This is a genomic window from Maribacter sp. MS6, from assembly GCF_056839185.1.
The window spans coordinates 1,407,530-1,426,669 of sequence record NZ_CM166389.1 but is presented as its reverse complement, the minus strand read 5'-3'; the positions used below and the strand labels follow the sequence as shown (position 1 = coordinate 1,426,669).

At 39.4% G+C, this 19,140-nt stretch carries 13 protein-coding genes; 4 read left to right on the top strand and 9 right to left on the bottom strand.

Annotated features, from left to right (window positions below):
• Window positions 1-183 precede the first annotated feature (183 nt).
• On the bottom strand, window positions 184-570 hold the full coding sequence (gene rpsI / locus MS6x_RS06370) for a 30S ribosomal protein S9 (RefSeq protein ID WP_482606163.1): 387 nt from the start codon (window positions 568-570) through the stop codon (window positions 184-186).
• Window positions 570-1,025 (bottom strand): 50S ribosomal protein L13, encoded by a 456-nt coding sequence (gene rplM, locus MS6x_RS06365; protein WP_482606161.1) that lies wholly within the window; start codon window positions 1,023-1,025, stop codon window positions 570-572. The genes rpsI and rplM overlap by 1 nt, the downstream gene beginning before the upstream one ends.
• Before the next feature lie 333 nt (window positions 1,026-1,358).
• Here rplM and MS6x_RS06360 point away from each other — a divergent pair, with 333 nt between their 5' ends.
• Window positions 1,359-1,853 carry a hypothetical protein gene (locus MS6x_RS06360; RefSeq protein WP_482606160.1) on the top strand — a complete coding sequence of 165 codons (495 nt, stop codon included), beginning with the start codon at window positions 1,359-1,361 and terminating at the stop codon, window positions 1,851-1,853.
• Between the two features lie 125 nt (window positions 1,854-1,978).
• On the opposite strand, the gene MS6x_RS06355 is transcribed toward MS6x_RS06360, so the two are convergent.
• The 6 genes from MS6x_RS06355 to MS6x_RS06330 form a co-directional block, all read right to left on the bottom strand.
• On the bottom strand, window positions 1,979-2,314 hold the full coding sequence (locus MS6x_RS06355) for a T9SS type A sorting domain-containing protein (protein ID WP_482606158.1): 336 nt from the start codon (window positions 2,312-2,314) through the stop codon (window positions 1,979-1,981).
• Window positions 2,315-2,762: 448 nt separating this feature from the next.
• Window positions 2,763-4,403 (bottom strand): RagB/SusD family nutrient uptake outer membrane protein, encoded by a 1,641-nt coding sequence (locus MS6x_RS06350; RefSeq protein WP_482606156.1) that lies wholly within the window; start codon window positions 4,401-4,403, stop codon window positions 2,763-2,765.
• 23 nt (window positions 4,404-4,426) lie between these two features.
• Entirely contained in the window at window positions 4,427-7,555 is a 3,129-nt protein-coding gene (locus tag MS6x_RS06345; protein ID WP_482606155.1) for a SusC/RagA family TonB-linked outer membrane protein, read from the bottom strand.
• A gap of 245 nt (window positions 7,556-7,800) precedes the next feature.
• Window positions 7,801-10,635, bottom strand: coding sequence for a DNA polymerase I (gene polA / locus MS6x_RS06340; protein WP_482606154.1), 2,835 nt, complete (start codon window positions 10,633-10,635; stop codon window positions 7,801-7,803).
• Between the two features lie 67 nt (window positions 10,636-10,702).
• Complete coding sequence (locus tag MS6x_RS06335) at window positions 10,703-12,004, bottom strand: hypothetical protein (RefSeq protein WP_482606152.1); 1,302 nt, start codon at window positions 12,002-12,004, stop codon at window positions 10,703-10,705.
• A 12-nt stretch (window positions 12,005-12,016) separates the two neighbouring features.
• A complete protein-coding gene (locus MS6x_RS06330; RefSeq protein ID WP_482606150.1) occupies window positions 12,017-13,006 on the bottom strand; it encodes an isoaspartyl peptidase/L-asparaginase family protein in 990 nt (329 codons plus the stop codon).
• Window positions 13,007-13,046: 40 nt separating this feature from the next.
• On the opposite strand from MS6x_RS06330, the gene MS6x_RS06325 reads away from it, so the two are divergent.
• The 3 genes from MS6x_RS06325 to MS6x_RS06315 all read left to right on the top strand — a co-directional run bounded on the left by MS6x_RS06325 (window position 13,047) and on the right by MS6x_RS06315 (window position 15,442).
• The gene (locus MS6x_RS06325) at window positions 13,047-13,769 is read left to right on the top strand and encodes a copper homeostasis protein CutC (RefSeq protein WP_482606148.1); all 723 of its coding nucleotides are present in this window, start codon (window positions 13,047-13,049) and stop codon (window positions 13,767-13,769) included.
• Between the two features lie 55 nt (window positions 13,770-13,824).
• The gene (locus MS6x_RS06320) at window positions 13,825-15,054 is read left to right on the top strand and encodes a metallophosphoesterase (protein ID WP_482606147.1); all 1,230 of its coding nucleotides are present in this window, start codon (window positions 13,825-13,827) and stop codon (window positions 15,052-15,054) included.
• A gap of 91 nt (window positions 15,055-15,145) precedes the next feature.
• The gene (locus tag MS6x_RS06315; protein WP_482606145.1) at window positions 15,146-15,442 is read left to right on the top strand and encodes a thioredoxin family protein; all 297 of its coding nucleotides are present in this window, start codon (window positions 15,146-15,148) and stop codon (window positions 15,440-15,442) included.
• Window positions 15,443-15,737: 295 nt separating this feature from the next.
• Here MS6x_RS06315 and MS6x_RS06310 read toward each other — a convergent pair whose 3' ends face one another.
• Window positions 15,738-19,076: a glycosyltransferase family 117 protein gene (locus MS6x_RS06310; protein ID WP_482606144.1), complete on the bottom strand. Its 3,339-nt coding sequence runs from the start codon at window positions 19,074-19,076 to the stop codon at window positions 15,738-15,740.
• Window positions 19,077-19,140: the final 64 nt, after the last annotated feature.

The window sequence follows — 19,140 nt, the reverse complement described above, 5'->3', positions numbered from 1 at the left end:
TTAGATGCTAAACTAACTTGCCCTGCTCCGAAATTTCGGAGTTTTAGGGTAAACCTTTTTTCCTAGTAAAGGAATAAAGGATTTTTAAGTGTCTTTAAAAAAGACTTTCAAGGAACTTGTTAGTGAAAATATAATTTAGGCGCCCATTGGATAATGGACGCCTTGAAAATTCTGTAATTGATATTAACGTTTAGAGAACTGGAATTTCTTACGTGCTTTTTTCTGACCAAATTTCTTACGTTCAACCATTCTTGGGTCTCTCGTTAATAAACCTTCTGGTTTCAAAGCGGTTCTGTGTTCTTCATCTATTTCGCAAAGTGCTCTTGAAATAGCCAATCGTATCGCTTCTGCTTGTCCTGTTATACCACCACCGTATACATTTACTTTTACATCGTAGTTTCCTTCCAAATCCGTTAAGGCAAAAGGTTGATTAACTTTGTATTGTAGCGTAGCGGTTGGAAAATAAACTGCAACATCTTTATTGTTTATCGTTACTTTTCCATTACCTGAGGAAAGATATACACGAGCTACTGCTGTTTTTCTTCTACCTATTTTGTGAACTATTTCCATTACTTAAGATCTTTTACGTTTACTACTCTTGGTTTTTGAGCTTCTTGTCCATGTTCAGAACCGGCGTATACTTTTAGATTTCTAAAAAGCTCCGCACCTAAACGATTCTTTGGTAGCATTCCTTTTACAGCTCTCTCAACAACACCTGCAGGATTTTTTTCTAATAATTGTATTGCAGTGGTTGCACGTTGCCCACCAGGATAACCAGTGTAGCGTAAGTATGTTTTTTCTGCCCATTTGTTTCCGCTTAGCGTAACTTTTTCAGCATTGATAATGACAACGTTGTCACCGCAATCTACATGTGGGGTAAAGCTTGGTTTGTGCTTCCCTCTCAATAAATTAGCTACTTTGGAGGATAAACGACCTAGCGTTTCTCCCTCGGCATCAACCAACAACCACTCTTTATTTACGGTTGCTTTATTGGCAGATATGGTCTTATAACTTAATGTATCCACTACAAATATTTTTAACTATTAATCTTCATCAAACCCGATAAATGGGGTGCAAATGTACAATTATAAACTTGAATTGCAAATAGTTGTTTCTTTTTATTTTATGCTTTCTGAATTCTTTTGATAAAGATATTTTTTTAGTGCCAAAATGTGGGATTTATCCGTTACTCTTGTTCTCTTCAGCTAGTCTCTTGTCCTTAAGAAGGGTTATAGATGTTGAAAGTTTATGGTCGCTACTCACAAATTATTTTTGTACAGTTCATAGACTTAGGGATATATAAAATATTTACGTTAGAATTTCGTTCTACATCTTAAGGTAATTAAAACATATATAATATGAAGTTAAAAGGTTTTTATGTTGCATTAGTTTGTGTTTGTGCATGGTCTTGTAGTTCTGATAATGATGGGGGTACCGCAGACAGTAATGATATCATTGGTACTTGGGACGCTACCGAGTTAATAGTGGACCAAAACACGGCGAGCGATGAGGCGATATTTGGTAGTCAGATCTTGGAAGTCTTAACCAATGAAAATTGCTTTATCATTACCTTAAGGTTTAATCAGGATTTAACGGCCGAAGCAAGAAGTGCAGTCAATAATTTGGAAATAAATGCAGGTGCGGGTGGATTATCCGTTCCTTGTCCTACGGATTTTGAATCCGAGGCTAATACCTATATCTATTCAGAAGGAGTTGTTAGTTTTCTTAATGAGGATGGCGAGACAATAAATGCTAGAGTCTCCATTAACGGTGATATAATGACCGTCAATGCGGCTAGTTTGGAGATTCCGAATTTTGATGACTCTGGAGAGCTAGTGTTTCAACGAAGATAATAGATAGGCTGTTGGCTTTCTTACTACAAAACCTTCCCACTGGGAAGGTTTTGTAGTTTATGCTATTTGGATTTAATTTTTAACGAATTAGTTTTAGTTTGTCTGCGTACCTTAGGCTGCATCGTCTACTGTTTGTAGAATTTGGTTTGGATATGTTGTTCGGGCGATATTATGGTTACGAGATATATGCCTTTTTCCAAGTGGGCAACAGGAATATTGAGCGCTTGGTTTTGGATTTCCCACTCATGGCGCAAAACTGTAGTTCCGTAGCTATCCGAAACCATGATGTTAGCCTTAGTACTATTTTTTAAGCCTAATATGTTGATGACACTAGTCGCTGGGTTTGGAAAAAGCTTGATACTAACCTCTTGTTTGGCTATTTTATAACTTTCAGATGAATGCGACTGGCCAAAAGTAATACAGCCCCATGTCATAACAATCAAACCTAGAAGCCTTTTCAAATTTACGTGTATTAAGGTAGACAAAGGATAGTCCTTTTATAACTAACGTTTGGTTGGCTATTCTCTTATATCGTTTTGAAATGTTTAACAAAGTACCAAATTGCATTCAGCGAGGTTTTTGTTTGAATTTATGTTCTATTGCGATTCTGACTAGTTATTATCTTAGTGAGTGTTAACACCCCAAAGGGGGCATATTCATAAGCCTCTCTGTTTTTCCTTTTTATTTGTGACATTAATTCTGTCAGGTTTGTGTTTAAATATCGAAATTGGTTTCAGTGTTTATTGGTATTTCAATTAAGAGAATTGAAAGGTTTAAGTTAAGCTAGAGACATAACTACAACAAAAAAGCTCTTCTTTCTTAGAAAGAAGAGCTTTTTGAAAGCTAATTCGGTCGAAAAATCTGTTTTATACTTGCAAGAAATAGACCTGTTCAGTTGAATACTTAATATTAGTTTTGATCTGCAGGTGTTAGGTTTGGATTCGCATCAAACTCGGCTTGTGGAATTTTAAAAATCCAATCATCATTAATGGATGGTCTTTCTTGTACGTAAGCCTCTTGGTATAGTACTTCTGAAGCTCCTGAACCACCGTTTGCACCATGATCAATACCTTCATCCCATCGGATGTGATCTGTATATCCAAAACCTTCTCCCCATAATTCTACACGTCGTTGGAACTTAATGTGTTCCATTAAGCTCTCTTGTGTAGTGAAAGCAGTTTCATCATAGGCGCTATCTCTAGCAGATCCTAAAGGTGCAAGTGCTTCTTGAGCACCGGCAATATCGTTAAGCATCGCTTTTGCCTCAGCTTCTATTAAATACATTTCAGCTGAACGCATATAAATAATATCGTCCGGATCAATAGAGCCTGGATTTTTATTCTTCAACTTAAAGTGCATATACGGGTGTAAATTAAACCTGGTCGTGATGCCGTAAACTGAATTTATTGAGTCTACTGCCGCGTCAAAAACAGCTTCGTCCGTAAAGTTAGGATCGTTACCAAAGCCTCCCTGGCCGTTGGCAGCAGAAGTATTCGTGTTTGGTGCGTTCGGCAGAAAAACATCCTTTCTATAATCTGTGTCAGGAATGGCGTCTACAACTCTTCTGTCGGCTATTTTGGGATTGTTTCTAATCTGGCTACCGTTAAATGTATTACTGGCCAAATAAAAATAAGAACGAAAAAAAGTAGTTTCCGCTGCGATGACATTGCTTCCCCATATGACTTCGGATAAATCATTGGTATTAAAACCGGATTTCCAATCTGCTTCGTTCATTAGGGGATAATCCTGTCTTGCCAATACCGCTGCGTCAGCAGCAGCTTGCCAGTCTCCTTTTGATAGGGCCACCCTAGCTTTTAGACCATAGGCAACATCTACGTTCAATTGTGATTTACCTGCCGCTCCCCCTGGTCTGCTCGGTGCATTTTCAAAGGCGCTAATTGCAGCATCTAAATCAGATTCTATTTGATCATAGATTTCCTGTACGGTGGATCTTGGCTCACTGGTAAATGGAGACTCTGATGCAAATAGTAATGGGACACCAGGATCTGTGGCAGGACTTCCGATCAAATACCCTTTTGCGTAATGCTGCACCAAAGAAAGGTAGGCGTACGCTCTATAAGTATATGCCTGACCTAAAATCTCCCGAAGTTTATCGGATTCTGTCAACACTCCTTCATCAACTCTATTGATGAGCAGGTTTGCCCCTGCTATTATATTGTACCGGTGATACCATAGAATCTCTGTAGTCAACGAAGTTTGGTCTGTATGAGAATTCCATTGCATTTCTGTTCGCCATCCTAGATTGTTTGCATTTGCAGAATGAATCAACCCGCCTGTTAAATTATCGCCTAAAGGGATCCAATAATGATTCCCGGCTCGTGCGGTATTACCTCCAGGAAAAATAGTTTGTGATTGTGAGTATAATCCTCGATGCAACCCGTTTAATACCAATTGCATATTTTCCTCATTGGCAAGTGCGTCACTGGCCGAAATAGCGTCCGTTGGCGTGGTGTCGAGGAAATCATCGTCACACGAAGTAATTGCTATTGCCATTATTACAAATGACATATATTTTATTGTTCTTAACATAGTTATTGCTTTTTATGTTTTTATTAAAATGTCACGTTTAAGCCAAAAGAAATAATTCTTGGTGGGTTAAAGTCGTTACCACCAGGTGTACCCGCTAAGTTAAACTGAGGGTTCAAACCTTCTCTTGCACTTTTCAGGTACAAATTCTCACCAGATAAGGATAACCTTAAACTTTCAAGACCAAGCTGTTGCGAAATCTTAGGTTCGAAAGTGTATCCTAAGTTCACGTTTCTAAGCGACCAAAAGGAAGCATCTGTTAAGAAACGTTCAGATGCTGTACGCACCAAATTGGGATTACCATTTTCCAGTCTTGGAATGTCTGTGACATCTCCAGGCTGCCTCCAAGCATTTAAAATATCTGGGTGGTAAGAGCTTCCGTAGTTACCGCTATGCATCATATTTGCATATCCAAAATCCAAGATTTTACCTCCTATACCATAGTTCAAAAGAATATCCAAAGAGAAACCTTTGTAGCTAATACTATTTGAAATTGAACCTAAAAGATCAGGAATTGAACTATCCCCTGTATAAGCTCTTTCCGTATCCTGCCAATCGTTAGTAGTCTCTATCTCGCCATTCGCATCTCGTACAGGCACACTGTTACCGTCTGCATCTAGCTCATATTTAAGGAAGAGTTGGTCACCATTGTCAGGGTCTACACCTGCAGTCCTAAGAATGAAGAAATCAAACCGTGAGCGACCTTCCTCCCAACGTTGTTCGTCGTTTATAAAAGGAGATGGTAAACTTGTAATCTCGTTTTTGAAGGTCGACGCTTGTAAGGTTAAATCCCATCTAAAGTTGTTTTTGTCCATTAGGTGTGCTGTTAAGGCAGCCTCCCATCCAGAGTTGAACATATCCCCAATATTGGTAGGAACTTCATTAAGACCATTACTTGGAGCAATTGGTAATAGGTACAACAAATCAGAAGAATTTCTTTTGTAGTATTCTACAGAACCATCTAAGAAATTGTTAAACAAACCAAACTCTAAGGCAACATCAAAGTTTTCGATGGTTTCCCATTGCAGGGATGAATTACCTATATCTGTAAAGATGATTGCTGGACTCGCAGCATTAGAGGTTATGGAGAATCTAGGTTGTGAAAGGAAAAAATCTCCTAAATCATCATTTCCTACTTCACCGTACGACCCTCTTAATTTTAAGGAATTAATAAAGCCTACATTTTCCATAAACTTTTCTTGGTCTATTCTCCAAGATGCACCTACAGAATAAAATGTTCCCCATCGGGTATCCCTGTCAAAAACTGATGAACCATCACGTCTTGCTGAACCACTGATGTAATACTTATTTTTGAAGTTGTAGTTGGCCCTTGCGAAATATCCTTCAATGGATTTTCGTGTTGAGGAGCCACCTAAATCCACAATGTTTGAAAAATTATCAAATTCGAAGATACCATTAGCTGCCTGTACTGTAGCTAAACCACTATTGCTTGAAAAAGTTCTGTCGTAACTTTCGTGACCTAATGTAATATCCAAATTGTGGGTGTTATTGAAGCTTTTATTGTAGGTAAGAATTTGGTTGAAGTTTTCTACCTGTCTTCTAAAACGGTCTTCACCATATCTACCATCTGGCTGGGCGTCTCCGATAACTGCATTTTCATACTCCTTTGCGAGTCCTTCTTGGATATCCCTACCATAGTTGGCCCTTAAGTTAAGACCCTCCAAAATTTCCAAATCAGCAAAAAACCGGAATCCGTATGCGTTATTCCTTTCCCGCTCATCATTTAATAACAACTCCTGTAGGGCATGACGTCCTTGGCTTATGGGTCTGGAGCCAATACCAAATTCAGAAAACCCTTCACCGTTATCGAATACAGGGTCTCCAAAAACATCGGTTACAATATTTCCTTGTCTGTCGTTCACAAAAACTGGGTATACAGAACCAATATTTTTGGCAAACCCAAATGGGTTTACAATACTTCCAGTACCGGCAGAGGTAGGAGCCGTAGTTTCGGAAATGGTTACGTTTGCACTACCTCCAACAGTTAAATTGTCGTTTACATCAAATTCTGCATTCAATCTCGTCGTTAAACGATCAAATCCAGAAGTAACTACAAAACTTTCCTCGTCCAAATACGAAGCCGAGAAAAATACCTTATGGTCTTCACCACCGCCGGAAACGTTAACGTTATAATTTTGGCGAACACCTGTTCGTGAAAGAAAATCATACCAATCCAAGCTGTCGTAGATGACGCTTGCATTAGGATTTAATTGCCCATTGGTACCTACAATTTGATCATTGGCTACATTAAAAGGATTGTATCCCAAATTGTTGTAGATGTTCGCAGAAGCAAAAGCAGGGTCTCCACCACCCGCACTAGAGTTCTTTAATGCCTCCCACATGGTTTCATAGTACTGCCCTGGAGAAAGTTCCGGATAAAAAGGAATAGAAGTATCTACCAATCCATACTGCATAGAAGCGTTTACTTGGATTCCACTGGTTTTTTTACCTGATTTGGTGGTTATAATTACCACGCCGTTTGCTGCTCTTGAACCGTATAACGAGGTGGAAGAGGCGTCCTTTAGGATTGTAAATGAGGCAATATCCTCTTGGTTAATTGTGTTCAATTCTCCCTCAAATTGAATACCATCCACAATATACAAAGGATCGGTATCACCGTTAAGTGTTCCTACACCCCGTATTACAATACCTGGTGATGAACCTGGCCCTTGGGATGCGGTAAATTGCACACCTGTTGCACGTCCTTCAATAGCTGCAATAGGAGAGGTCACCGTTCTTATCGATAATTCTTCTGCACCTACTACGGCAGCAGACCCTGTAAATGCCTCCTTGGTAGACGTACCGTACGCTGTTACGATGACTTCGTCTAGTGCTTCGGCATCCTCTTGCATTTGAACATCAATGGTATTTGATGCACCTACTGTTTTTTCAGTGGTTTTTTGGCCTATATAGCTAAAACGTAGTTTTTGACCAACTGCGGCATTGATTGAGTAATTACCGTCAAAGTCCGATTGTGTTCCGGTTGTAGTACCTACTATAACAATAGATACACCGGGTAACGGCACTCCTGTTTGGTCGGTAATATTACCTGTAATCGTTTTGTCTTGGGAAAATCCAAGTTGAACTATTAGCATACTAAAAAACGCTAAAGTCAGAGTTCTTTTTAGTTTCATTGAGTAGTTTTTAGTTAAATTCGCTGTGGCTAAGGAAATGTTTTCAAAAAGAATTCACAACTTTAAGATAAACATTAACATAAACGTTTCATAATATTTAGCTAACCATGTTTTTTGTTGAAATATGTTCAAACCTCATTGCTATTTATTGGCCACAATTAATGAGTTTTAGCCAAATTTTGTTAAAACCACGATTCCAAAATAGGTCTCAACAGCACTTAAACAAAATACTCTTTCCATTATTCTTAGTGCGCCTCTAACCAATTCTGACCTAAACCAACTTCAACATCTAAAGGAACGGCCATTGTATATGCTTGTTCCATCTCGGACTTTATCATGGACTTTAGTTCTTCTAATTCTGGTTTATAAATATCAAAAACTAATTCATCGTGTACTTGCAATAGCATTTTAGATTTGTAACTACCCGCTTCTAATTTTTGATGAATGTTGATCATTGCTATTTTGATAATATCCGCTGCGGAGCCCTGTATGGGTGCATTAACCGCATTGCGCTCCGCTGCACCGCGAACTATGGCATTACTACCATTAATATCTTTCAAATACCTGCGCCTGCCCAACACGGTTTGTACATAGCCGTTATCGCGCGCAAAATTTACTTGCTCGCTCATATAGCTTTTAAGCTTTGGATACGTTTTATAGTAGGTCTCTATGAGTTCCTTTGCTTCGGAACGCGACAGGTCTGTTTGGTTGCTTAGGCCAAAGGCTGATACCCCATAGATAATCCCAAAATTCACCGTTTTAGCATTGCTGCGCTGCTCTCGGGTAACTTCTTCAATGGGAACATTAAACACTTTTGATGCGGTTGAGGCATGAATGTCCTCGCCATTTTTAAAGGCTTCTATCATGGTGGTTTCTTCGCTCAATGCTGCAATAATACGCAGTTCTATTTGAGAATAATCTGCGGCCATGAGAATATAGTTTTCGTCTCGAGGTACAAAGGCCTTGCGTACCTGACGCCCACGTTCTGTTCTAATGGGAATATTCTGCAAGTTTGGGTTGTTGCTGCTTAATCTGCCGGTTGCCGCAACGGTCTGCATATAGTCCGTATGAACCCTTCCCGTGCTGGGTTCCACTTGCAGGGGTAGTGCATCCACGTAAGTACTTTTGAGTTTGGCCAATCCGCGGTAATCCAACACTTGCTGAATAATTTCGTGGTCTTTTGCCAAATAGGAAAGAACGTCTTCTGCAGTGGAATACTGTCCTGTTTTGGTTTTCTTGGGTTTGTCTACCAATTTCATCTTGTCAAAAAGAATCTCTCCTAATTGTTTAGGTGAGCCGATGTTAAATTCTGTTCCGGCGGCTTCGTATATTTTCTGTTCTAAAGAAGCAATATCATTGTTTAAATCCTCTGAAAGAGAGTTTAGGAATTTTTCGTCTAAGTTGATGCCTTCCAGTTCCATATCCGCCAAGACGCGCAATAGGGGTATCTCAATATTTTTAAAAAGTCCATCTGTTTTGGCTTCTGCCAATTCCGGTCTAAAGTGTTGCGCCAATTGATAGGTAATATCGGCATCTTCTACGGCATACTCGGTTATTTTTTCTAGCGGTATATCCCGCATGCTCAATTGGTTTTTTCCTTTTTTACCAATAAGTTCTGTAATAGACAAGGGGCTGTAGTTTAAATACGTTTCCGCCAGCACATCCATATTATGTCGCATATCCGGATTTATAAGATAATGCGCTAACATCGTATCAAAATAGCTGCCGTAGACCTTAATACCGTACTTGTGAAGTACTTTAATATCGTACTTGAGATTCTGCCCAATTTTTTCAATATTTTCTGACTCAAAGAACGGTCGTAGTTCTTCGATTAATTGTTGAGTTTTCTCCTTATCCTCAGGAAATGGAAGGTAAAAGCCCTTTGTGGCTTCCCAACTAAAGGCGATTCCCACCAGTTCCGCGGTAAGCGGGTTAAGTCCCGTAGTCTCGGTATCAAAACAGACTGATGTCTGTTTCATTAAATTTTGCAAAAATAGTTTCATTGCCATACCGGGGGCAACGCTTTGGTAGGCATGTGGAATGTCATTTATGGTTTTTCTACTGGAACTGTCCTTGATGGTTGCAGGTGACGCACCATCTCCTCCAAATAGCGAGAATTGCCCACTACCTGCGGAGGAAGACACTTTCTTCGCTGTTTCTGTTCCCGTTACTTGTGAGGTGGTGGTCTCGTCTTCGCCCGAGAATATTTTAATAAACTGATCCTTTAATCTTCTAAATTCTAATTCTTCAAAGATTTCCTGCACCTTCTCGTTATCGGGAACAGACATTTCATAATCCTTTGCATCAAACGTCACGTCACAGTCAACACAAATGGTAGCCAGTTTTTTGGAAAGCAGGCCTAGCTCTTTGTTCGCTTCAATTTTTTCCTTCATCTTGCCTTTTAGCTGGTCGGTATTGGCCAAAAGACCTTCCATAGAATCGAACTGCTCTATGAATTTTTTTGCTGTTTTGTCCCCTACACCTGGTAGGCCGGGTATGTTGTCGCTGGCATCGCCCATCATGCCCAAGTAGTCTATCACTTGTTCAGGACGTTTTACCCCAAAGCGTTTTTGTATTTCTGGTATGCCCCAAATTTCTATGCCATTACCCATTCGGGCCGGTCTGTACATGAATATATTTTCCGAGACCAGTTGTCCAAAATCCTTGTCAGGGGTTACCATAAATACTTTGTACTCCTCTTTTTCGGCCTGTTTGGCCAAGGTGCCAATAATGTCATCTGCTTCCCAGCCTTCCAATACCACTGAAGGAATGTGCATGGCTTTTAAGATATTCTGTATATAGGGAACTGCAATTTTAATCGCATCAGGGGTTTCATCCCTATTTGCCTTGTACTCTGGGAATAATTCAGTGCGCTCCGCGCTTCCTCCTTTGTCAAAACATACAGCCAAGTGATCTGGTTTTTCCCGTTTTATTACATCAAAAAGTGAGTTCATAAAACCCATGATGGCGCTGGTGTCCATCCCTTTGGAATTTATTCTAGGGTTTTTGATAAGGGCATAATAACCCCTGAAAATTAAAGCATATGCATCTAGTAGAAAAAGTCTTTTTTGTTCTGCCATGGTAGGATATTAGAAATACGAATTTAGAGGTACGAAGTTGAAATTGCTAAACTTTTTAAAAGGATTCTTAGTTGGGTGCATAATAGAAAGGAATTTCCCAAGATTTTTCTTTCTTTTCTCCTAATTTTTTAAATACTGTAATAGTGTGATTTCCACTCTGTAGTGCCGATAGGTCTATAAATGTTTTAATTCCGAATTGATCGGTGATCGGATGGTCTGTTTTGAGAAACTGAACTTCAATGGGATTTTCGTTGAGCGCTATCTGGTGCATTTCCGTATAGCAATTTAGATAGGATTCCCGTATTTTGTTTCGTTCTGCAGTACTTGGTTTCTTAAAATCCCCGTTGGGATTTAATTCACAGATTTCTTCCAATTTAGAAATTTCGTTATCAAAAATAGGTATGAATAATTGAATCGCTTTAGACTCAACTAAATCTGTTTGAATTTCTGGGGTCAACAGAAACTTATTTTCACTATTATTTGTGCTGTAATAAAACTCATAAGCTTTGGTAGTATCTAAATCCTTGTTTAGCCCCATCAAGTATAGCACGTTGGAATCGAACAATTTATAGGTACCCAGTATAGCACCAAAAGCAAGCATGAAAATCATAGTTCTAACCAGTGCTTTTTTCTTTTTGAAATTACTGCCAAATATCATCGTTATCTGAAGGAGATTTTTATATAGAGGTCCGTAAAGCAATGCAGAGCCTAGTATCGTAGCTTGGAAATACCAAGTTTGTACGGTGTCGTTCGTCTTAAATTTTTTGATGTTGGCTACTATCGTCAGAATCATTTGAGCAATGTAAATCGCAGCAAAAATCACAAGGGGTATTAGCAGAACATAGTTAGGGATATAGTCTGATAAGAGATTAAACAGCAGTAAGTAAATAGAACTTACAAGCCCGAGATAGGAATATATCAATAGCAGGGTAAACGCAACGGAGAAAATCACACTACATATTTCATCCAAATTGGTTATGGAGTTTTGTAGACGTGGTAATTTAGCTAGCATTTTTTCTGTAAAAGTTTTAGAATAGGCACTATCCTCCAAGCTATAATCTGGAAAAACTGAATTGAGACCTACCAGCCCTATCCAATACGCTCGCAGTCCAAAATGAATAACAAATAGGGCGCCTAGGATACCAAACGCTAAAAACCCTAAAAAAGTAATCATATATCCAATTAGATATTGGCTAGGGTCCAACTTATCAATAAACATATTGCATATCCAATCGAATAAACTAAATGTGTTGAAAATAGCATAAATGGCTACGGCAGATACCAACAACTCTGCCTCCCAGCTTTCATCCTTGAGTCGTTGTAACCAGGTTGTTTTCTTTTCAGGTGTGTTAGATGGTGTTATTTCCATTTTTTAGAAGTCTTAGGAAATGTAACTCTCAGAAGGATTATTTACATGGCCCTGTTCCGAGTAAGTGCGATACGTAAAACCTGGTTGTACACAGTATCCGCCTGTTTCCCCTTGTTTGTTGATCGCTATAAAGCCGATTTGAAAGTCGTTCCGTCCCTCATTTTTTGCCATAATTCGTTTTACACCTTCTTCACAAGCTTCTTGTGGAGACTTTCCTTGTCGCATTAATTCAACAATTAAAAAACTCCCAACGGTGCGCACGACTTCTTCTCCAACACCTGTTGCCGTGGCACCACCAACTTCGTTATCCACAAACAGGCCAGCCCCGATGATTGGGGAATCACCCACACGACCTGCCATTTTATAGCCCATGCCGCTGGTGGTGCATCCTCCGGCAATGTCGCCGTTTTTATCAATGGCAAGCATACCAATGGTATCATGGTTTTCTATGTTGATAATAGGTTTGTATTCCGATGTTTTTTTCCATTCCAGCCATTCCAATCTCGATTGCTCTGTTAGAAGATTTACCTTTTCAAAACCCTTTTCGTATGCAAATTGTTCTGCACCTTGTCCTGCAAGCATTACATGGGGAGTATCCTCCATGACCTTTCGCGCTACAGAAATGGGGTTGGCTACATTTTGCATGGCGAGTACCGCACCACAATTTCCGTCCTTATCCATGATACATGCATCCAGGGTTACGTTTCCGTCCCTATCTGGTCTTCCGCCCGTTCCCACGGTCTGGTTGCTCACATCATCTTCCTCAACTTTTACACCTTGTTCAATGGCGTCCAAAGCATTGCCGCCATCCTTTAACACTTCCCAGGCTTTTGCAGAAGCATTCAAAAAATTCCACGTACAGATAACGATGGGATAAGAAGCTTTTGTGTTTGCTATCTTTTTAGAGGGTTGTGCTTCCTCTTTACAGGATGTTAAAAACGGGGCGGCAACTAATGCCGCTGTCGCTGAACTAGAATTTTTAAGAAACTTTCTTCTTTCCATAGTTAGGGTTGTTTACTTTTAGGGGCCTAAATATAATAATATGCTTGTAGAAGTTTGTGCCAATTCTTTACAATCTGCTCTTATTGCCCAACAAGCAGGAGCTGATCGTATTGAGCTCTGTTCAGAACTCGCCGTTGGTGGAATTACACCATCCTACGGTCTATTAAAGGCGGTGCGCGAAAAAATAAATATTCCTGTGAATGTAATCATTCGACCTAGGAGTGGGGATTTTACTTTTTCTGAAGATGAATTCGATATAATGAAGGTAAATATAGCGTTGTGCAAAGAGCTGGGCGTTAATGGTATTGTTTCTGGTGTGCTTCACACAGATTTTTCCTTGGATGTGGAAAGAACCAAGAAGCTGATTGAGGTTTCTGGTGATTTATCCTTCACTTTTCATAGGGCCTTTGATTGGGTCAAGGATGCTTATGGTACTCTTGAAGTTTTGGAGACACTTGGCGTACATACCATATTAACGTCCGGACAAGAGCCAAACGCCTTACTTGGATTACAGCTTTTGGAAGATTTGCAAAAGCGGACTAAGGACTGTGTTATTATGCCTGGTTCAGGTATCAATCAGCATAATGTGCATCAGTTTAAAGAAAAAGGATTCAAAGCAGTGCATTTGTCCGCTGCGAGATACTATAAAACGTTGCACGAGAAACCTCAAGTTCCTATGAACTCCGATTCTTTTTTATATGATGACGGAGTAGCGGTCTCAAATTTAGAAATTTTGACGGCTGTGGTTAAAATTATAAAATAAAACCTAAAACGCTAGTTGTTTGGTTTTCTAAAAATATCTTTGTAAAAAAAATAGGATGCTACGTTGGATTGTATTTCTTGTTGTTTATATAGTGTTGAGCATATATGTCTTGCAGGCATTAAAAACAGTTGCTAGGCAACCGTGGGTCTATTATTTGTACATGTTTATTGCCACCTTGGTCGCGGTTAATTTTATTTATCAATTTACGGTTGGTGAAGAGGAGGGTAGGGTACTTAGTGTCGCAAAAAGCTATGCCTTTGGTTTCTTGTTGACGATACTTACATTTAAATCAATTACCATTATTTTTCTTTTTTCTGAGGATATCTTTAGGTTTTTTTCCGGTGGATATGAAAAGCTTTTTGGTGCATCTCGTGAGTTTTCATTACCACAACGGAGACGTTTTTTAAGTGTTCTTGCTTTAGGAATGGCGGCTATTCCTTTTGGGGCCTTGTTGTATGGCATGTATAAAGGAAAGTATAATTTTAAAGTGCTAAAATATAACTTGGAGTTTGATGATTTGCCCGACGCCTTTGATGGGTACCGCATTACGCAGATATCCGACATTCATAGTGGTAGCTTTGATAATCGTAAGATGATAGAATACGGGGTGTCTCTCATAAACAAGCAGCAAAGTGATGCTATTTTGTTTACTGGGGATATGGTGAACAATAAAACCGAGGAAATGAAACCATGGGCAGATCTGTTTGCTACTCTGGAAGCAAAGGACGGTAAATATGCTGTTTTAGGAAATCATGATTATGGAGATTATATTCCTTGGGAAACAGAGGAACTTAAAAGCCAAAATTTACAAGATCTAAAAGACCTGCAAAAAGAGATGGGTTTTGATTTGTTGTTGAACGAGCATCGATATTTAACCAAGGGTGATGACAAAATTGCACTTGTTGGAGTAGAAAATTGGGGTAAAGGAGGTTTTAAAAAAGCGGGTGACCTGCAAAAGGCGGTTTCTGGAATAACCGATACCGATTTTAAGATACTCATGAGCCATGATCCTTCCCATTGGGATTTAGAGGTGGTTCCGGATGAGAAGCACTTTCATTTAACCTTGAGCGGACACACGCACGGAATGCAGTTTGGAATAGAAATACCTGGATGGATAAAATGGAGTCCCGTAAAATGGCGGTATAAGCACTGGGCGGGAATTTATGAGGAAAAGGGGCAATATATTAATGTAAACCGAGGTTTTGGGTTTTTGGGTTACCCAGGGAGGGTAGGGATTTGGCCAGAGATTACGGTGATTACCTTAAAAAAGAAGTTGTTAACATGATTTTAACCTCATGCGGTGTCACAAAAATTAGGGAAGCGACCGTATTTTAACATTTTTTACTACATTTGATTCTTAAAGTAAAGCCTGTTATATGTCTAAATTTGGTGAACTTATAGATTTGAATATTCCTGTTCTATTGGATTTTTATGCCGAATGGAACGAGCAGTCTACTGCTATGCATCCTGTTTTAAGAGACGTAGCTGCCGCTTTGGGCGATAAAGCTAAGGTTATAAAGATAGATGTTGATAAAAACAAGGAGCTTTCCCAGGCCTTGCGTGTTAAAGGACTACCTACGTTGATGATTTATAAAAAGGGTGAAATGGTTTGGCGTCAAAGCGGTGAACAGGACGCTAATACGTTAGTAGGTATTCTAAGCGAATACACTTAAGTATAATCTCTTGCAAACAAATTTCAGTAGTGCCTAATTCAGCCTTGGAGTTTAAAGCGTGTGGTTCAGTGTCGTATGTCTATGTATGGTCTGAACCGGGAAATACAATCACTACTTTTTATTTTGTTGTCGGTAGGGATAATCGCAGTATCGTTTTATCGAAATAATATTAACAGCATGGTAAAGTAGATACTGCGCTTGGACTTATATTTGCTCAAGCATAAGGCATACCTTTCATTTGCCCCTTGTTCATTTTAACAAACAACTATCTCTACAACACTCTACAACACTAACCTTAGTTTTCCAATAACGCTGCTGTAGTATCCTGTAATGCATCTGTTTTGGTATTGTCTAGTTGAATAGTATCCTGCTGCATATCCGGATTAGCTTCTGGAGCTATTTCAGGAACTTCAAAGTCATCTTCGTCTTTATAAAAGTGTTGGAATTTATCAATGTACTCGTTGAATATGAGTGTTTCCTTTTCAGCAATATTCCTGTCATCATTATTTATAAGAATGTCTATATTACGTCTGTAGGCTTCCATGTCGGCAATAATTTCATCTATGTTGCCGTATTGTTCATCTAAATTAGTACCGGCATAATACTCCAAACGCTCTTGGTAAACGGTTTTCAACTTGCCGAATAAATTTCTTGCCTTTTCGGTTTCACCCACTTTGTAATAGCCGTCTACAAAAGGTTCTACCAGTGTGTAATATCCAAAGAGTTCTACAGGCATATTGTTCAATGAAATCTCTATGACGTCTTTTGCCTTATCGATTTTGTTCTCTTTAATCAAAGCCTCCATCAGGCGTGCAAGGTTGCTTCTATAAGAAACACTTTGGATGCGTGTTTGTGTATCATGGTATATATCCGTGCTTCCAGAATTTCCCCAATCCCAGTTTGTAACAATATCATACATTAAATCGGTATCCACCCTTCCCATTTCAAACGCATTTAGGCGTTCGGTTTTTATGGGCACCAGCTTGTATGCCATACCATCTAATTGCAGGTAGTCTTTCATCCACAAAAATTCTGAATCATCGAAACTTCCTCCAGAGAAATATAGCGGTCTTTTCCAATCGTTGTTGGCAAGAATATCCAACATCATCATACTTTTTTTGGTAATAACACCCGGCAGGTCAATATCTATAAAATCAACGATGAGCGCCGAATCCTTTTCCTTAACGAGTCCACTTTCCAAAACATTCTGTTTGTTAACCGGTACCCTAATTTTATCGGTAGGGTAGTAGACCATGTTTTGCGTATTTTCGTCATAATTGTTTGGGTCTTGGCCGCCTTGTTCAAATAAGTATTTGAATTTGGTCCTAGGCTTGTCACTATCGATCCAATTCATGAAGTCTTTGATAGACCATCTGTTGTCCGTTGCTTTTTGAAAGTAGAGCACGTCTCTATTCCCTTGACGGTATTTTTCATGCTCTATCTGCGACGGAATGGGTTCGCTTTCGTAGGCTTTGTGCTTCATTTGATCTACGTACCAATCCGTTTCGAACAAACTGGTACATACAATGCGCACATCTGTACGATAGCCTTCTATTTCTTGCGCATACCAAAGCGGAAAGGTATCGTTGTCACCTATGGTAAACAAAATAGCGCCGGCATCTTCTTGGCAAGAATCTAAATATGCTTTTGCAGAGGCATTGGCCGTAAACCTGCCGGAGCGGTCATGGTCGTCCCAATTTTGTACGGCCATAACGGTTGGTACAGCCAGTAAGCAAATAACAACAACTGCCGGAGACAATATTTTTGGGGAAAGCCAGTCTTTAAAACCATCAAAAAGGCCATATACGCCCAAGCCGATCCAAATAGCGAATACATAAAAAGAGCCTACTAAGGAATAGTCGCGCTCCCGTGGTTGAAAAATATATGGGTTCGTGTAAAATTGAATAGCGAGTCCTGTGAACAAAAAGAAAATTAATAAGACCCAAAATTGCTTAGGGTTTTTGGAGATTTGGAAAACTAAGCCAATAATACCAAGCAAAAGGGGTAAGAAGAAATAGGTATTTCTGCCTTTATTGTTTTCTATTTCGTTAGGAAGGTTGTGCTGGCTACCCAAACGCCAACTATCTATAAACTTAATACCGCTGAGCCAGTTTCCATTGTCATTATATCTACCTTGGACATCATTTTGCTTTCCAACAAAGTTCCACATAAAGTAGCGTAGGTACATATAATTGAATTGAAATTCAACCATATATTTTATGTTGTCCCAGACCGATGGCGGTTCTACTTCTATATATTCGTCAAAACGTTTTAGGAAACTTATGTATTGGTCTGCGTCTATTTCTCCGTTGGCGAATCCGGTTTTCACTTGGTCTACCGCTTTTCTGAGTTCTTCGTTCGGATTTGTTATTCTAAAATCCAAGGGGCCAAAGTGGCGCATATAATTTTCGGCATGTTGTGAGCTCCACATTCTCGGAAGGATACCTTGGTGTTCTGGGTTAGGTCCTACATCGGCATTAATATATTTGTTTACGATGATGTATTTGCCAAGGGTGTAATCTTTTTCGTATTTAGGCTTGGCGTCCCTTTCCTCGCCTTGCTCAGCGAACATTTCGGAATAGTAGCTTCCGTAAATAGGACTGTCTACGCCGGGATACTGTTCTCTGTTGTAATAGGCTAAAAGTGCGCGTGCATCGGACGGGTTGTTTTCATTGATCACGACTTTTGCATTGGCACGTATGGGCAACATAATCCACGAAGAAAAACCTAGAAAAAGGAACATAAGGCACAGCACAATTGTATTACCTGTTTTATAGTTGTTTTTTCTAGTGTAGCTTAGCCCATAGTAAAAAGCTGCGATAAAGAGGATGCCAATAATAATGGAGCCCGAATTAAATGGTAAACCAAAGGTGTTTATAAAAAATACCTCTCCCCAGCCGAACAATACCAATACATACGTCAAGGAAAATTTATATACCAGCATTAGAAGACCTACAACAATAATGTTTGCCAATAAAAAATTCTTTACTGTCGTTGTTTTATATTTTTTAAAATAATAGAGAAGCCCAATAGACGGAATGGCCAAAAAGCCCATAAACTGAATTCCAAAAGTAAGTCCGACTACGAAGCATATAAGGATAATCCATCTATTGCCTCTTGGGTCATCTAAATTATCTGTCCATTTTAGTCCCAGCCAAAGCAGCAAAGCCATTATAAAGCTTGCCATTGCGTATACTTCTGTCTCGGTGGCGTTAAACCAGAAACTATCGGAATAGGTGAATGCCAGTGATCCGATAAGACCGCTTCCCAAAATGGCTATTGCCTTACTATTTGTAAGTTTTTCACCAGTATCCATTAATTTTTGGGTGATGTTGGTGATAGTCCAGAACATGAACAATATGGTAAAGGCGCTAGATATTCCAGAAACCAGATTTACCATCATGGCTACCTGGTTTGGCTCTAATGCAAACATGGCAAAAAAGGCACCTATCATTTGAAGTAAAGGTGCTCCCGGCGGGTGGCCTACTTGTAATTTTGCTGCCGTTGAGATATACTCTCCGGCATCCCAAAAACTGTTTGTAGGTTCAACGGTAATGTAGTACGTTATGAAGGCAATAAAAAATACGGTCCACCCAAGTATAGTGTCCCATTTCTGAAAGTTCTTTGAAAACATGTAACCTTAGTTAAAGCTAAGGGCGAATTTACTAATTAAAATAGATAACGAACTACAATTTTTA

Coding starts and splice junctions, on each gene's coding strand:
- MS6x_RS06345 (WP_482606155.1), bottom strand. CDS start 7,555: ATGAAACTAAAAAGAACTCTGACTTTAGCGTTTTTTAGTATGCTAATA.
- polA (WP_482606154.1), bottom strand. CDS start 10,635: ATGGCAGAACAAAAAAGACTTTTTCTACTAGATGCATATGCTTTAATT.
- MS6x_RS06360 (WP_482606160.1), top strand. CDS start 1,359: ATGAAGTTAAAAGGTTTTTATGTTGCATTAGTTTGTGTTTGTGCATGG.
- MS6x_RS06335 (WP_482606152.1), bottom strand. CDS start 12,004: ATGGAAATAACACCATCTAACACACCTGAAAAGAAAACAACCTGGTTA.
- MS6x_RS06350 (WP_482606156.1), bottom strand. CDS start 4,403: ATGTTAAGAACAATAAAATATATGTCATTTGTAATAATGGCAATAGCA.
- rpsI (WP_482606163.1), bottom strand. CDS start 570: ATGGAAATAGTTCACAAAATAGGTAGAAGAAAAACAGCAGTAGCTCGT.
- MS6x_RS06330 (WP_482606150.1), bottom strand. CDS start 13,006: ATGGAAAGAAGAAAGTTTCTTAAAAATTCTAGTTCAGCGACAGCGGCA.
- MS6x_RS06310 (WP_482606144.1), bottom strand. CDS start 19,076: ATGTTTTCAAAGAACTTTCAGAAATGGGACACTATACTTGGGTGGACC.
- MS6x_RS06325 (WP_482606148.1), top strand. CDS start 13,047: ATGCTTGTAGAAGTTTGTGCCAATTCTTTACAATCTGCTCTTATTGCC.
- MS6x_RS06315 (WP_482606145.1), top strand. CDS start 15,146: ATGTCTAAATTTGGTGAACTTATAGATTTGAATATTCCTGTTCTATTG.
- MS6x_RS06320 (WP_482606147.1), top strand. CDS start 13,825: ATGCTACGTTGGATTGTATTTCTTGTTGTTTATATAGTGTTGAGCATA.